This window comes from Xanthobacter pollutisoli, from assembly GCF_040044995.1.
GTDB lineage: Bacteria > Pseudomonadota > Alphaproteobacteria > Rhizobiales > Xanthobacteraceae > Xanthobacter.
The window spans coordinates 114683-129503 of record NZ_JBDZDP010000010.1 but is presented as its reverse complement, the minus strand read 5'-3'; the positions used below and the strand labels follow the sequence as shown (position 1 = coordinate 129503).

15 protein-coding genes are annotated in these 14821 nt (G+C 66.7%); 7 read left to right on the top strand and 8 right to left on the bottom strand.

The window, feature by feature from the left end:
• Positions 1-60: 60 nt before the first annotated feature.
• The 7 genes from ABLE93_RS18450 to ABLE93_RS18420 all read right to left on the bottom strand — a co-directional run bounded on the left by ABLE93_RS18450 (position 61) and on the right by ABLE93_RS18420 (position 7855).
• On the bottom strand, positions 61-1986 hold the full coding sequence (locus ABLE93_RS18450) for an AMP-binding protein (RefSeq protein ID WP_348841324.1): 1926 nt from the start codon (positions 1984-1986) through the stop codon (positions 61-63).
• A 2-nt stretch (positions 1987-1988) separates the two neighbouring features.
• Complete coding sequence (locus tag ABLE93_RS18445) at positions 1989-2720, bottom strand: ABC transporter ATP-binding protein (RefSeq protein WP_348841323.1); 732 nt, start codon at positions 2718-2720, stop codon at positions 1989-1991.
• A complete protein-coding gene (locus ABLE93_RS18440) occupies positions 2710-3450 on the bottom strand; it encodes an ABC transporter ATP-binding protein (RefSeq protein WP_348841322.1) in 741 nt (246 codons plus the stop codon). Before ABLE93_RS18440 ends, ABLE93_RS18445 begins: the two co-directional genes overlap by 11 nt.
• 1 nt (position 3451) lies before the next feature.
• On the bottom strand, positions 3452-4375 hold the full coding sequence (locus ABLE93_RS18435) for a branched-chain amino acid ABC transporter permease (RefSeq protein ID WP_348841321.1): 924 nt from the start codon (positions 4373-4375) through the stop codon (positions 3452-3454).
• Positions 4368-5243, bottom strand: coding sequence for a branched-chain amino acid ABC transporter permease (locus ABLE93_RS18430; protein WP_348841320.1), 876 nt, complete (start codon positions 5241-5243; stop codon positions 4368-4370). The genes ABLE93_RS18435 and ABLE93_RS18430 overlap by 8 nt, the downstream gene beginning before the upstream one ends.
• A gap of 100 nt (positions 5244-5343) precedes the next feature.
• Positions 5344-6558 (bottom strand): ABC transporter substrate-binding protein, encoded by a 1215-nt coding sequence (locus ABLE93_RS18425; RefSeq protein ID WP_348841319.1) that lies wholly within the window; start codon positions 6556-6558, stop codon positions 5344-5346.
• Positions 6559-6607: 49 nt separating this feature from the next.
• Complete coding sequence (locus ABLE93_RS18420; protein WP_348841318.1) at positions 6608-7855, bottom strand: CaiB/BaiF CoA transferase family protein; 1248 nt, start codon at positions 7853-7855, stop codon at positions 6608-6610.
• Between the two features lie 109 nt (positions 7856-7964).
• On the opposite strand from ABLE93_RS18420, the gene ABLE93_RS18415 reads away from it, so the two are divergent.
• The 7 genes from ABLE93_RS18415 to ABLE93_RS18385 are packed head-to-tail and all read left to right on the top strand — an operon-like array spanning position 7965 to position 14240.
• A complete protein-coding gene (locus ABLE93_RS18415; protein WP_348841317.1) occupies positions 7965-8819 on the top strand; it encodes an IclR family transcriptional regulator in 855 nt (284 codons plus the stop codon).
• Positions 8816-9211 carry a MaoC family dehydratase gene (locus ABLE93_RS18410; protein ID WP_348841316.1) on the top strand — a complete coding sequence of 132 codons (396 nt, stop codon included), beginning with the start codon at positions 8816-8818 and terminating at the stop codon, positions 9209-9211. The genes ABLE93_RS18415 and ABLE93_RS18410 overlap by 4 nt, the downstream gene beginning before the upstream one ends.
• A gap of 38 nt (positions 9212-9249) precedes the next feature.
• Positions 9250-9678: a MaoC family dehydratase gene (locus ABLE93_RS18405; RefSeq protein WP_348841315.1), complete on the top strand. Its 429-nt coding sequence runs from the start codon at positions 9250-9252 to the stop codon at positions 9676-9678.
• On the top strand, positions 9675-10832 hold the full coding sequence (locus ABLE93_RS18400; RefSeq protein WP_348841314.1) for an acyl-CoA dehydrogenase family protein: 1158 nt from the start codon (positions 9675-9677) through the stop codon (positions 10830-10832). The genes ABLE93_RS18405 and ABLE93_RS18400 overlap by 4 nt, the downstream gene beginning before the upstream one ends.
• A gap of 2 nt (positions 10833-10834) precedes the next feature.
• Entirely contained in the window at positions 10835-11755 is a 921-nt protein-coding gene (locus ABLE93_RS18395) for an SDR family NAD(P)-dependent oxidoreductase (protein ID WP_348841313.1), read from the top strand.
• Positions 11756-11781: 26 nt separating this feature from the next.
• On the top strand, positions 11782-12978 hold the full coding sequence (locus ABLE93_RS18390; RefSeq protein WP_348841312.1) for an acetyl-CoA C-acetyltransferase: 1197 nt from the start codon (positions 11782-11784) through the stop codon (positions 12976-12978).
• An 8-nt stretch (positions 12979-12986) separates the two neighbouring features.
• Positions 12987-14240, top strand: coding sequence for an acetyl-CoA hydrolase/transferase family protein (locus ABLE93_RS18385; RefSeq protein WP_348841311.1), 1254 nt, complete (start codon positions 12987-12989; stop codon positions 14238-14240).
• Between the two features lie 8 nt (positions 14241-14248).
• Here the strand turns inward: ABLE93_RS18385 and ABLE93_RS18380 are convergent, their stop codons facing one another.
• On the bottom strand, positions 14249-14809 hold the full coding sequence (locus ABLE93_RS18380; RefSeq protein WP_348841310.1) for a gamma carbonic anhydrase family protein: 561 nt from the start codon (positions 14807-14809) through the stop codon (positions 14249-14251).
• Positions 14810-14821 lie beyond the last annotated feature (12 nt).

Genomic DNA, 14821 nt, shown 5'->3' with positions numbered 1-14821 from the left:
TTTCGTTCATGTCGTCCCCCGGGCGCGGCCGGGCCGCAACGGCGGGCAGCCGCTTTGCGCTCAGGCCTCGCGCAAGATCCGCTCGATATCCGCGATGGCCTCTGGATTGACGAGCGAGCTGAGGTCGCCAGCGGGCGCGCCGGAATACACGGAGCGGATGACCCGCCGCATGATCTTGGAACTGCGGGTCTTCGGCAGTTGCGGCACCACGAAGACCGCCCGCGGCGCGAACGGTCGACCCAGACGCTCTTGAATCCGTGCCGCCGCCACGGCGCGGATGTCGCTCGCCGCCCCGTCGCAGGTCAGAAAGGCGATGATCGCCTGGCCTTTCACCGGATCGCTCGCGCCGATGACGGCGGCTTCCACCACGCCGTCAATCTCTACCAGGATTTCCTCCACCTCGGCCGGTCCGACTCGCTTGCCCGCGACCTTGATGGTGTCGTCGGAGCGGCCGAGGAGGAAGAAGTGCCCGTCCTGCGTCCGCATCGCGAGGTCGCCGTGAATCCAGACACCCGGAACCGTGTTCCAATACGTTTCCAGATAGCGGGCATCGTCGTGCCAGAAGCTCGCGGTCATACCGACAAACGGGGCGAGGATTGCGAGCTCACCCACGGCTCCGGTTACCGGATGACCGTCCGGATCGAGCACGTCCAGCGCCACGCCCGGCGAGCGTGTGTTCATGGCAGCGGGCAGGATCGGCCGCGTCACGACGCTGGAGAGCAGGCCGCCCGAGACTTCGGTGCCGCCGGTGTAATTGATGAGCGGGCAGGCGCCGCCGCCGAACATCCGCTCGAACCAGATGAAATGCTCGGGCGCGATGCTTTCACCCGCGGTTATCAGAAGGCGGAGAGAGGACAGGCTGGGCACGGTGCTGACCGCCTCGTTGGCCGCGAGGCCGCGGATGAGGGTCGGCGCCGAACCGAAGTGCGTAACGCGGTGTCGCTCGATGATGCGGCCCATGCGCGACCAGTCCGGAAAGTCCGGTGCGCCGTCATAGCAGACCAGCGTCGCGCCCCGCAGAAGCGCTGAGCTCAGGACCAGCGATCCAGCGATCCAGCCCATGTCCGCCGGCCAGCAGAATACGTCGCCAGGCGCGACATCAAAATGCACCGCGGCGTCGTGAGCAATCTTGATAGGAAAGCCGCCGTGAACATGGACGGCACCCTTGGGCTTGCCCGTCGTGCCCGACGTGAAGATCACCATGAAGGGATCGTTGGCAGTCATGCGCGCGGACGGGGGAGCCTCCTCGCCCGGGGCCGCCAACGCGTGCCAGTCCTGAGCATCGGGCATGGCTGCTGCGCGATCCTCAGAAGAGCGCTTGAGGATGAACGCCAGGTCCGGCAGCGCGTCGCGCACGGCAGCGAGGGTCGAGGCGGTGGAGACGAAACGACCGCGCCGCTGAAAGCCAGACGTGGCGATGAGCGCCCGCGCGTCGCAGGACTGGAGCCGCGCCACGACCGCGTCCGAGCCGAAGCCGCTGAACAGAGGCACCACGATCGCGCCGATGTAGACGATGGCGAGGAGTGAGACCGAGGCCTCGATGCCGTTCTCCATCAACAGGCCGATGCGGTCGCCGCGCCCGAACCCGAGCCGGGTCAAACCAGCTGCGAAATTGCGGACCTCCGTGCCCAACTCGCGATAGGTGACGGCGCGAACGCTGCCGTCCTCGCTTTCAGCCACGATGGCCAGCCGTTCGGCTGCCTCGACATTGTCGATGATGGTATCGACCCAGTTCAACTCGCCGCCGACAAACCAGGACGGGAAGGGTGCCCCGCGCGTGACGTTGCAGTAGCGCTCGTAGGGCCGGCTCCAGCGAATGCCGCAGAAGTCGTTCACCGCGCGCCAGTAGCGGTCCGGCTCGGCGAGCGACAGGTCGTAGAGCGCGTCGATGCCCTCCACGCCAAGCTGCCGCGCCAGGGCCGTGACCTGCGCGCGCTCCACATGGCCCGGGGTCGGGTTCCAGATGTCATCGTGATCCATCGCCATGGTCATATTCCCAGATAAGCGCGCTGGACGTCCGGGCTCGCGGCGAGCGCTCGTGCGCTGTCCTCGGCGGTGATCGCCCCGCCTTCGAGGATGTAGGCGCGATCGGCGATGGAGAGCGCCGTCTCGGCATTCTGCTCCACGAGCAGGATGTTGACGCCACTCTGCGCGATCTGCGTCACGATGTCGGCGATGCGATCCACCACGGCCGGGGCGAGACCGATGGTCGGCTCGTCGAGCAGGAGGACACGTGGCGCGCTCATCAGCGCGCGCGCCACCGCTATCATTTGCTGCTGGCCGCCGCTGAACGTGCCGGCATGGGTGGCGAGGCGATCCCTGAGCTCCGGGAACAGGGAGATCACGCGTTCAAGGTCCCGCTTCACGGCCGCGGCGTCAGCGCGCGCGAATGCGCCCAACTCCAGATTCTCCAGCATGGTCATCTCAGGGAACAGCCGCCGGCCCTCGGGCACGACGCTCAGTCCCTTGCGAACCATCCGGTCCGGCGAAAGGCCGGTGACCTCCTCCCCGAACAGGCGCACGCTACCCGCCGTGGGGCGCACCAGGCCGCAGATGGCCTTGATCAGCGTCGATTTGCCCGCGCCGTTGGCGCCAATCAGCGTGACGATCTCCCCGGACCTGAGGTTGATGTCCACGTCGCGCAGCGCCGGCACGACGCCATAGCTCGCCGACAGACCGCGGACGTCCAGGGCCAGGATTGCCGGGCTTTCAGTGGTCATGGCGTTGCCCCAGATAGGCTTCGATCACCCGCTTGTCGGCGCGGATCTCGCTTGGCGTGCCTGTGGCGAGGTGCTGGCCGTGATGCAGAACGACGATGCGGTCACACACCCGCATCACCGCCTTCATGTTGTGCTCCACCAGCAGCACCGAGCAGCCGAACTCGTCGCGGATGCGCTGGAGCACGCCGAGCGTGTTGGCGACCTCGGTCTGGTTGAGGCCAGTGAGCGGCTCGTCCAGGCACAGGAGGCGCGGACGGGCGGCAAACGCGATGCCGATGGAGACGAGGCGCTGCAACCCGTGCGGCAGGTTTCCGGCCTCATCCGCAAGGAAGGGCGTCAGCCCGAGCATGGCCGCCGTCTCCGCGACCCGCTTGCGGCGGGCGGAGGCCCCTTTCACGCCGTGGATCGTGCCGAGCAGGATGTTGTCGGCGACGCTCATGCTGCGCATAAAGCTGCCATGCTGAAAGGTGCGCACCAGACCGAGGCGGCTGATCGCAAGAGCTGATTTGCCCGTGCAGTTCTCCCCGAACACGAACAACTCACCCGCGGACGGCTTGTAGAAGCCGCTGATGAGGTTGAACGTCGTGCTCTTGCCGGCGCCGTTGGGACCGATGAGCCCGAGGATTTCCTTCGGCCTGATCTCCAGGTCGAGGTTCGAGACCGCGACGAGGCCACCGAACCGGCGGGTGAGGCCGCGGGTGGCAAGGAGCGGCTGCTGGCTCTGATCCATCTCAGTGGCCCTTCGCCGCGGAGCGGCCACGCCGGCCGGAGAGGAGGCCGGTGATGCCATGCGGGAGCAGCAGGACGGCGAGCGTAATCGCCGCCCCATAGAAGATGTGCTCGTCGCCCCCGAGACCGAGGGCGTAGCTCCCGAGGATGACCAGCAGCACTGATCCGACCAAAGGACCGACGATGTTGTCCTCCCCGCCAACTTTCACGTAGGCGAGGGCGAAGGCGGCGACCAGGAAGCTGAAATCGCCGGGGCTGATGACGTTGTTGGCGTAGGCGTGCAGGCTTCCGGCGACGCCGGCTGCCATCGAAGCCGCCGCGAAGCAGGCGATCTTCACCAGGAGGATGTTGAGGCCGACGGTGCGGGCCACATTCTCGTTGTCCCGGATCGCGGTGAGGATCTTGCCGAAATCCGACCGCTCCAGCACGTAGAGCGCGAGGATGACGATGCACGAGATGCCGACGATGACCGTCGGCATCCAGGCATCCAGCGCAACCGGCGGAAAGATGCCGATCATTCCGGATGTGCCGCCGAGCACGGTGCTCTTCGAATAGAGGATGCGTACCGCCTCGGTGAAGGCGAAGCCGATGAGCAGGAAGTAGGGCCCCTTGGTGCGGAGCGTCACGTAGCCAAAGGCGATCGACACGAGGCCGGCCATGAGCCCGCCGGCGAGGATCGCCACCAGGAAGGGCCATTCCAGGATGGTGACGGCCGCCCCCGTGGTATAGGCGCCAATGCCGACGAAGGCCGCTGTGGCGAAGTTGAGCTCGCCCATCAACATCACGAAGCGCAGGCTTACGGCGGTGAGGGCGGCGATGGCGATGAGGTTGATCACGCTGGCGATGTAGGCGTCGCGCACCATGAGGGTCGCGGCGAGCACAAGGGCGATGCCTGCGGCCCAGTAGGGCAGCTTCAGATCATCCATGACCGAGAAGTCCCTTCGGCCGCACCAGGAGCACGGCGATGACGAGAACGAAAATGGCGATGGTCGCGGAGCTGGGATCGAAATAGAACCCGCCCACGGTCTCGATGGCGGCAACGAACAGCCCGCCGAGTATGGCGCCCGGCACGCTGCCGAGGCCGCCGACGATCACCGCGATGAACCCCTTGATGAGGTAATCCGCGCCGATCGCCGGCGATACGATGGTGACGGGCGCAATCAGCACGCCGGCGAGCGCCGCGAGCACCGTAGCGATCATGAAGCCGGCCAGGGCCATGCGATTGTAGGGGATGCCCTGGAGCATGGCCGCCTCGTGATCGATGGAAACCGCCCGCAGCGCCTTGCCGAGCTTGGTGTGCGTCAGTGCCCAGTACAGAAGTCCGGTCACGGCGATGGCCGCCACGCACAGGGCCAGACGCTGGCTGGTGATCGCGGCGCCGAGCACCGTAACCGTGCCGGGAATGATGTCCGGCACCGGCCGCACGGCGCCGCCGAATGTCCTCAGCAGAACCCCGTCCAGCAGCAGCACCAGGCCGATGGACAGGATGAACGAGCCGACGAGATCACGCTGGAAGAAGCGGAAGCCGCCCACATACATCACGAGACCAACCGCAAGCGCTACCGCGACGCCGGCGACCGCCCCGAGCAGATAGGCGGACAGGATCGGGAACCCCGCTCCGACGAGCCACGGAACGGTGGACGCCACCACCAGCGCCGACACGGCGAAGAGGTGGCCATGCGCAAAGTTCACGATCCGCATGACACCGAAGATCAGCGTCAGGCCAAGCGAGAACAGGATATAGACGGCGCCGATCTGCAGGCTCGTCAGAATGAGTTGTATGGCGGTTTGCATCTGCAGGAGTGCTTTCGTGGGGCGGAGGGTCGGCCCGGTACAGTTCGCCGTTGCGGGACAGGATGCCGCCTCCAGCCCAGCGGCCGAAGGCGGAGACGCCTCATTTGGTCCCAGGGACGATACGCGAGCGCTCGACCAGCTTGCCGTCCTGCACCTGCGTGATGATCACCGGCAGGCGCATCTGCTGGCGCGAGCCATAGGTGTCGAGTCCGTAGAAATCGACGGGCGTGCCGTAGAAGGACGTGAAAGTGACCTCCGGCATGGCCGCGCCCACAGCCTTGGCATCCACCGACTTCGCCTTCTCCATAGCCGCCTTCAACGCGTAGACCGCATCGTAGAAGCCGATCTGGATGGCGTTGAGGGATTCGCCGATGGCGACCCGCGCTTCCTCGTTCACCGCCTTCTGCTTGGCGGTCGCCGTGTCGCCATCGAGCGATACCGCGGCGCCCATGTAGACCCCCTCGATGGCATTGCCGCCGGTGGCCTTCAGGCCGTCGATGCCGGTGCCGACCTCAACCACCTTGACGCCCTTCCAGCCCAGCACATCCAGCTCCTTCAGAACCGCTCCGGCATCGGCCGGGGGCATGGCGCCGAGGTCGACGATGTCGGGCTTGAGGGAGGCGATGCGCGCTGCGATGGGCTGGAATTCGGTGGTGCCGCGCTCGTAGAAGTCGCTCGACAGCACTTTAACGCCGGTCTCCGTCCAGACCTTCTTGGCAACGCCTTCCGTATCGCGACCGGTGGCGTCGTTGGGATTGAGCATGACGATGGATTTCGCCTGCGGATTGGCCTCATGGATGTAGCGGATGAGGGGCGGCAGGATTTCGAACGGGGTGTTCATCTGGGTGAAGGTGAGCGGGAACTTCGGGCCCTTGATGCTCGGGCCCCACGCTGTGGTGAAGAGAACCACGCCCTGCCGCTCGCTGAGGGACTGAAGCGCCTGCACCGGCGCGGTGCCCAGGCTGCCGCCGATGAACTTCACCCCTTCGCGGTTGAGCAGGGTCTGCGCCACCTTGGTGCCTTCGGCGGCGTTGTACTTGTTGTCATAGGCGATGCACTCGAAATTGTAGGTCTTGCCGTCCACCTTCACGCCGCCGGCCTGCGCGATTTCCTGCGCGGCCTTTTTGCACATGAAGTCCGAGCCCTTGCCCCAGATGGCGCCCGTTCCGGAGAGAGGAAGGGACAGGCCGAGCTTGATGGTCTCCTGGGCACGCGCCGCGCCAGCGCCGGGGACAAGGCCAAGCGCGGCGACAATCGCGGTGCCCATGGCCGTATCGAGGACACGCGACATGACTGTCTTGATCGTGGACGCCATAAGTTTTCCTCCCGTTATTGAAGCGCGACTTGGTCCGCGCCGTTTTTTTTCAGCTGTCCATCCCGGCCCGCTGCTGGCCGATCAAGCGCTCGATTTCCTCGGCGCCGTATCCAAGAGATGCGAGAATTCCTGCCGTATCCGCGCCAAGCTCAGGGGCTGCCCGGAAGGGCGTCGCCTGACCTGCCTCGGTACGAACCACGTGCGCGACGACGGGCGCCTTGCCACCGGCCAGCGCCTCCTCAGCGAAGAAGCCGCCTTGCGTGTTCTCCGGAGCGGTGAGCGCCTCGGCCGGTGAAAGCGCCTTGCAGGCGGGAATCTTCGCGCCCTCCAGTGCGGCGAGGCATTCAGCCGAGGAGCGAGACGCACACCAATGGGCCATCACCGCGCTCAGCGCTTCCCCGTTCTCTCCCCGCGAAATGTCCGACGCGAAGCGCGGATCCGCGACAAGATCCGGCTGCCCGACGAAGGTGGCCCAGCGACGGAACATGCCGTCGCCGATGACCTGAACCATCACCCAGCCATCCCGGGTGCGGAACAGGTCGGACGGGCCGGCGATCGGGCTGCGGTTACCCATGGCGGCACGACTGCGCGCTCCAAGGGCCTCCTCGATCAGCATCGGGTTGGTCATGGCAAGAGCGGTGCCGAGGAGAGACGCCTCCACGTGCTGGCCGCGCCCGGTGGCGAGGCGCTCGTGAAGAGCGGCGAGCGTCGCGAACGCCGCTGCGATGCCGGTCGCATAGTCAACGTAGGAGACCGCGGCACGCAGCGGGCGTTCGCCCGTCCCTGTCAGACACATCGCCCCGGAGAGCGCCTGTCCCGTGCCGTCGAAGCCGATCCGGTCGCGGCTGTCGCCCTTGGCACCGAAGGCGCTGATGGTGGTCAGAATGATGTCGGGCCGGATCGCCTTGAGGCTGTCGTAGTCGAGCCGCGCCCGTTTGAGAGCGGCGGCTGGAAGGTTGACGACCACCACGTCGGACGAGGCAAGCAAGCGCTCAAACGCGGCGCGCCCTTCGGGCTGGTCTATATCGAGCGAGAGAGACTTCTTATTGCGGTTCATCTGAAGGTAAAGCGCGCCGCGCCCGGGCACGCCCACCGGCATCACCTCCCGATCGGGGGCGCCGGCGGACGGCTCGATGCGAATCACCTCGGCCCCTTGATCGGCGAGCATGGCCGCGCAGAACGGCGCCGCGATGTAGCGTCCGAGGTCCAGAACACGCACGCCGCCCAACCCGCGCGGCGCACGCCCCTCCCCTTCCGTCTCCGCGGTTTGCGCGTTGGCATGCTTCTCTTTTGTCACGTTTCCCCGCCTTTGATTTCTGCGGAAGGGGCTTCCCATCGCCGGCTTCATCGTGTTAGTCATTCTCTATCTTGAATGACATTCACAAATTTCTGAAAGCCATTCATACATGAGCGACCCGACCGATCAAGACCCCTCGCCAAAAATCGTCGGAGCCGTGGCCAACGCGGTTTCGATCTTGAGATCCCTGGCGCAGGCGAGCGGCCCGACAGGCGTCAACGTCATTGCGCGCGATGCCGGCGTGAGCGTCAGCACCTGCTTCAACATCCTGCGAACGCTCTGTGGCGAGCGGCTGGTGGACTTCGATCCCGAAACCAAGACCTATGTCATCGGCCTCGGCATCCTCGAGCTCTCTCTGCCGCTGCTGGGCGCCAATCAGGCCAATCTGATCCGACCGGAGCTCGCGCGCCTGTCGGGTGAGCACAAGTGCCTCATCTGCCTTTGGCAGATCACCGATGGCGAGCGCATCGTCCTCATCGACCGCGTTTCGACGGCGAAGACCGTGCGTGTGGACATGTCTGATGGCTCGCGGCTGCCCACCTTCGTCGGCGCGGTGGGACGCTGCTATGCGGCGCTGAGCGGCCTGCCGCGCGCCGAGCTGAAGGCGCGGTTCGATGCCCTGCAATGGCAATCGCCGCCGACCTTCGAGGACTATCTGCGCGACGTGGAGCAGGCCCGGAGCGACGGCTACGCCTTCGATCTCGGCCAGTTGTTTAAGGGACTGGAGATCGCCGCGTCGGTCGTGACCGACCCTTCCGGCAAGCCCCGCCTCGGCATCAGCGGCATCTCCATCGCCGGCCAGCTGACGCGGGCGCAGATCGAGCAACTCGGCGCCGCGCTGCGGGATTCGGCGGACTTCATCAGCGAATCCCTGTTCGGGGTCTCGATCGGCCTGCGCCAGTCGGAGCGGCGCGTTGCGGCCGTTGGGCCTGCCCGAAACGCACGCGGAGGAAAAGCCCGATGACAGACGCCGGCCCCCTCTGGGATTTCGACCGCTTCCAACCCGGCGAGACCCTCGGCCGGCACGCCGTTGCGCTCGACGACGCGCGCCTCGCCGACTGGCAGGCCATCTATGGGGCCCGCACGGAGGGAAGCCTGCCCTCCGGCATGCTCGTGGCGGCCATGATGGAGGCTTACCTGGAGGCCTTTTCCCCCCGGCCTCCCGGCAACATCCACGCGGCCCAGACCCTCGCCTTCGGCGACCCCGTGCAGCCGGGCGATCGCCTGGACGCCGAGGTGTCGTGCCTGTGGAAGGAGATGCGCAAGACGCGCCGCTGGGTTGGTTTCGGCGTCGTGCTCAGGAAGGGCGACCGGCAGGTCCTCGCCGGCGAGATCCGGACGATCTGGGCCAGGTGAAGGGGGCGCCGCAAGAGCGCCGATAAGGGAAACGCCATATGGAAACGCTCGAAGATTGCGGGCTGCCGCGCGAGCTTGCACTTGTGAGCCTCGTGGCCGGCCCGGAAGCGGTCGCCCGATACGCCGAGGTGACGCGGGACTTCAATCCCCTTCATCTCGACCCGGAGTTCGCCGCCCAAACCAGCTTCGGGCGGCCCATCGCCCATGGAACGCTCGGACTGAATCTCGTGATCGAGGCTCTGGAGCGCACCTTCGGCACCTTGCCCTTCGATGTCCGCGTGGATGTGCGCTTCATCGCGCCAGTGCCGGTGGGAACCACGATCCGCGCTGGCGGGAAACTGACTGACGAGGCGACCGGCACCTACGAGATCTTTGTCGAGACCGCCTCCGGCGCGCGCGTCGTGGAAGGCACCTGCATCGTCGCCCGCGCGCCAGAAATCCGTAACACGGGAGCAAGCCACACATGACCACGCCCGCCGTCGACGACGAGACATTCGGCCAGCTAAAGGATGCGGTCGAACGCTTCGTTGCGGAGCGCCTCGTGCCCAATGAGATGCGCGTCGAGATCGAGGACGATATCCCCGAGGAGATCGTCGACGAGATGCGCGAGCTCGGGCTGTTTGGCCTGACCATCCCGCCGGAATACGGCGGCATCGGCCTCAATGCCCGCCAAGAGACCCAGCTCGCGATGGTTTTCGGCGGCACGGCGCTGGCGTTCCGCTCGCTCCTCGCCACCAACATCGGCATCGGCGCGCGCGGCCTCATCTTCGAGGGCACGGAGGAGCAGAAGCATGCCTATCTGCCCCGGCTCGCCAGCGGCGAACTCATCTCCGCCTTTGCCCTGACAGAGCCCGATACCGGTTCCGATCCCGCAAACCTCACCACTCGCGCCGAGCGCGATGGGGCTGATTACGTCATCAACGGCACGAAACGCTACATCACCAATGCCCAGCGTGCGGGCCTGTTCACCGTGATGGCGCGCACCGAGTTCGACAAGCCGGGCGCCGATGCCATCTCCGCCTTCCTGGTCCCCCGCGACACCCCCGGCCTCACCATCGGCAAGAAGGACCGCAAGATGGGCCAGCGGGGCACCACCACGTCCGACGTCATGTTCGACAATGTGCGGGTGCCGGCGAGCGCCATCATCGGCACCACCCCCGGCCGCGGTTTTCGCCTCGCCATGCGGGTGCTGGATCGCGGCCGAATCCACATCGCCGCCCTCGCCACGGGCGCCTGCCGGCGGCTGATCGCGGAGATGATCGCCTTCGCGCGCGAGCGCAAGCAGTTCGGCAAGCCGATCGCCGAATACCAGCTCATCCAGGCGATGATCGCCGATAGCCACACCGACTACCTGGCATCCAAGGCCCTCGTGGAGCAGACCGCGGCCCTCTACGACCACGCCGGCGCGGCCCGTACCGAGGCTTCCGCCGCCAAGTATTTCGCCACGGAGGCTGTCGGCCGCGTGGCCGACCGCGCGGTGCAGGTGCATGGCGGCGCCGGATACATGAGCGAATACGCGGTGGAGCGCTTCTATCGCGATGTCCGCCTGATGCGGATCTACGAGGGCACCAGCCAGATCCAGCAGTTGCTGATCGCCCGCCAGTTGTTGAAGGGAGCATGACCATGGCCGGAACACGGATGCTGGACGGCAAGGTCGTCGTCGTGACCGGCGCCGGGGGCGGAATCGGTCGCGACATCGCACTGATGGCGGGCGCGCACGGCGCGAAGGTGGTGGTGAACGACATCGGCGCCAGCCTCGATGGGCAGGGGCAGGACGAGGGTCCCGCCGAACGCGTCGTCGCCGAGATCCGGTCCGCGGGCGGTCAGGCCGTGGCCAGTCTCGACAGCGTCGCGGAGCCGGCTGGCGCCGACCGTATCGTGGCGCAGGCGGTAGACACCTTCGGCCGCCTCGACGGCGTCGTGAACAATGCGGGAATTCTGCGCGACGCCTTCTTCCACAAGATGTCTGAAGACGAGTGGGACAAGGTGCTGAAGGTGCACCTCTATGGCACTTTCAACATCAGTCGGGCCGCGGCGCCGCTGTTCAAGGATCAGCAGGGCGGAAGCTTCGTCCACATGACGTCCACGTCGGGGCTGATCGGCAACCGGGCGCAGGCCAACTATTCGGCGGCCAAGCTCGGTATCGTCGGGCTCTCCAAGTCCATCGCCCTGGACATGGAGCGCTTCGGGGTCCGCTCCAACTGCATCGCCCCCTTTGCCTGGAGCCGCATGATCTCCTCCATCAAGGTGGATACGCCCGAGCAGGAGGCTCGCGTCGCGCGGTTGCAGCAGATGACGCCGGCCAAAGTCGCCCCCCTCGCCGTCTATCTCCTGAGCGGGAAGGCGCAAGGCGTGAGCGGGCAGATCTTCTGCGTGCGCAACAACGAGATTTTTCTCTTCAGCCAGCCCCGGCCCGTCCGTTCGGTGCAGCGAGACGGCGGCTGGACGCCCGAAGAGATCGCCGAGCACGCCATGCCTGCGCTCGCCGCGAGCTTTCACCGCCTCGACGTGTCTGCGGACGTGTTCACCTGGGATCCGGTCTGAGCCGGCAGAGCAAGGAGCTTTCCGCGATGCGTCGCGCAGCCATAGTCAGCCCCCTCCGTACGCCCGTCGGCCGCTTCGGCGGCGCGCTCAAGGACGTACCGGTCGAACGTCTCGGCGCAATCGTTGTCAACGCCGTGCTGGAGCGAACGGGGCTTGATCCCGCGCGTATCGACGACGTGGTGTTTGCCCAGTCCTACTCCAATTCGGAGACGCCCTGTGTCGGCCGCTGGATCGCGCTCGAGGCGGGGCTTCCGGTCACCGTTCCGGGCATGCAGCTCGACCGCCGCTGCGGCGGTGGGCTCCAATCCATCGCCACCGCGGCGATGATGGTCCAGACGGGCGTCTGCGATGTGGTGATCGCCGGCGGGGTCGAAAGCATGAGCAACATCGAGCATTATACGACCGGCGTGCGCTGGGGCACGCGCTCCGGCTCTCCCGTGCTGTACGACCGCCTCGATCGCGGCCGCGAGCGCTCGCAGCCCGAACACCGCTTCGGCCCCATCTCCGGCATGATCGAGACCGCCGAGAATCTCGCCCGCAAGTACGAAATTTCGCGCGAGGCGGCCGACACCTATGCAGCACGGAGCCAGCAACGCGCTGCGGCCGCCTGGAGCGACGGACGCATGGCAGCGGAGGTGGTGCCGGTGAGCGTGCCTCAGAAGAGGGGCGATGCGATCATCGTCGACAGGGACGAAGGCGTGCGCGGCGACACCACCGCGGAATCCCTCGGCAAGCTGCGGGCGATCCAGAAGGGCGGCACCGTCACTGCAGGTAACGCCGCCCAACAGAACGACGCGGCCGCGGCCTGCCTGATCGTTGCCGAGGATCGGCTTGCCGCCCTTGGCCTCAATCCCGATGCCTTCCTCGTGGGCTGGGGGGCGGCGGGCTGCGAGCCTGCGGAGATGGGCATCGGCCCGGTGCCGGCCGCCGCGCGGCTCATGCGGCACGCCGGCCTATCTCTGGACGACATGGACCTCGTGGAGATCAACGAGGCCTTCGCCTGCCAGGTCCTCTCCGTGCTCCAGCAATGGCCGGGCGTGGACCAGGAGAAGGTGAACGTGAACGGCTCGGGGATCTCCCTCGGCCATCCGATCGGCGCCACCGGGGTTCGCATCCTGACCACGCTCATCCATGAGATGAAGCGCCGGGGTGTTCGCTATGGTCTCGAGACCATGTGCATCGGCGGCGGCCAGGGCGCTGCCGCCATCCTAGAACGCGCCTGAGTTCTCGCATGGCGCGAATCATCGAACTTGAGGCGCTGGATTTTGCTGACTTCGTCCTCCCGGGCGACGTGGTCTGCTGGGGGCAGGCGGCGGCAGAGCCCCTGCCCCTGACGGCCCGCCTGATGGCGCAGCGCGGCCACGTGGGTGGCTTTTCCGCCTTTATCGGCATTGGGCTCGGTGAAACTCCGGACCCTGCCTACACGGACCGCGTCGGCTTCACCTCCTTCTGCGGCACCGGCACCAACCGGAAGCTCGCCGCTGCCGGAGCGCTTGCCATCTTGCCGGTCCACTATTCCGACCTTCCGGGCTTGCTCTCCGGCCGGGTCGACGTGCTGCTTCTGCAGGTCGCGGAGCACCCCGACGGCGGCCGCTTCAGCCTCTCCTGCGCGTGCGACTATGTGGAAACGCTAGTGCGCTCGGCGCGCGTCGTGATTGCCGAGGTCAATCGCAGGGCGCCTTTCACTTCGGCGGAGATCGGCGCAGCCGATATCAACGCGCTCATCCTCACCGACCGTCCGCTGCCCGAGCTGGCGCGGTCGGTCCCGACATCGGTCGAGGGGGCGATCGCGGAGCATGTCGCCTCTCTCGTTCCCGACGGGGCCACGCTGCAATTTGGACTGGGCGCCGTGCCCGACTGCGTTGCCGATCTGCTCTCGGACCGCAGGAACCTGGGGCTGCACACCGGCGTCTTGAGCGACGGTCCGATGGGTCTGATCCGGGCCGGGGCCGTGACCAACGTGATGAAGCCGCACCACCGTGGGGTCACGGTGGCGGGAACGCTGCTTGGAAGCCACGAACTGCTCGAATTCGCCCACCTCAACCCGGCCATTGCCATGCGGCCGATCAGCGTCACCCATTCGCTTGCGATGCTCGCGCAGCTGCCTGCCTTCACCGCGATCAATTCCGCGCTGGAGGTTGACCTCACCGGGCAGGCCAATACCGAGATGGTGGGCGGGCGCTATGTGGGTACGATCGGCGGCGCGCTGGATTTCCTGCGCGGCGCGCGCGCCTCAGCCGGGGGCCTTCCCATCATCGCTCTGCCATCAACGGCCGAGGTCAAGGGTCAGCACCGCAGCAGGATCGTCGCTCGCCTCTCCGGACCGGCGACCATCGGCCGAGCCGACGCCGCCATCATCGTCACGGAGCATGGCATTGCTGATCTTCGCTCCCTCACGCTAGCGCAGCGGGCCGAAGCCCTGATTGCGATCGCCGATCCCACCCTTCGCGATGACTTGCACGAAGGGTGGCGCTCGAACGCCTAGTCCCAATCTCACAGGGCCTGACGTGCCACAGGCTCGCATTCGTCGAGAAAGCGCTTCGCGTTGCGGCTGTAGTGGGCAGCCACCGACATGAAATCATCGATCTCCGCATCACTCAGCGTCCGGCGGAGCTGGGCCGGCGCACCTGTCCAGAGTTCACCGCGTTTGACGCGCTTGCCCGAGGTGAGGAGCGAGCCGGCACCGAGGATTCCGCCGCCTTCCACCACCGCGCCATTGAGGATGGTCGTGGCCATGCCGACGAACGCGCCGTCCTCGAGCGTGCAGCCATGGATCAGGCATGAGTGACCGACGGTCACGTCGTCACCGATCATTGCGGCGAAGGGGCCGGGGTCCACGTGGATGACGGTGCCATCCTGTATGTTGGTGCGCTCCCCGATCCGGATCTTGTTGGCATCGCCGCGGAGAACGCAGTTGAACCAGATGCCGGAGTGCGCGCCGATTTCCACATCCCCGATCACGCTTGCCGAGGGTGCAACCCAAGCAGACGGGGCCGTGCGTGGCACCAGCTCGCCGAGCCGGTAGAAGGGCGTGGCGGCAGTTTCGCGGGTCATGCTCTGTCCGCC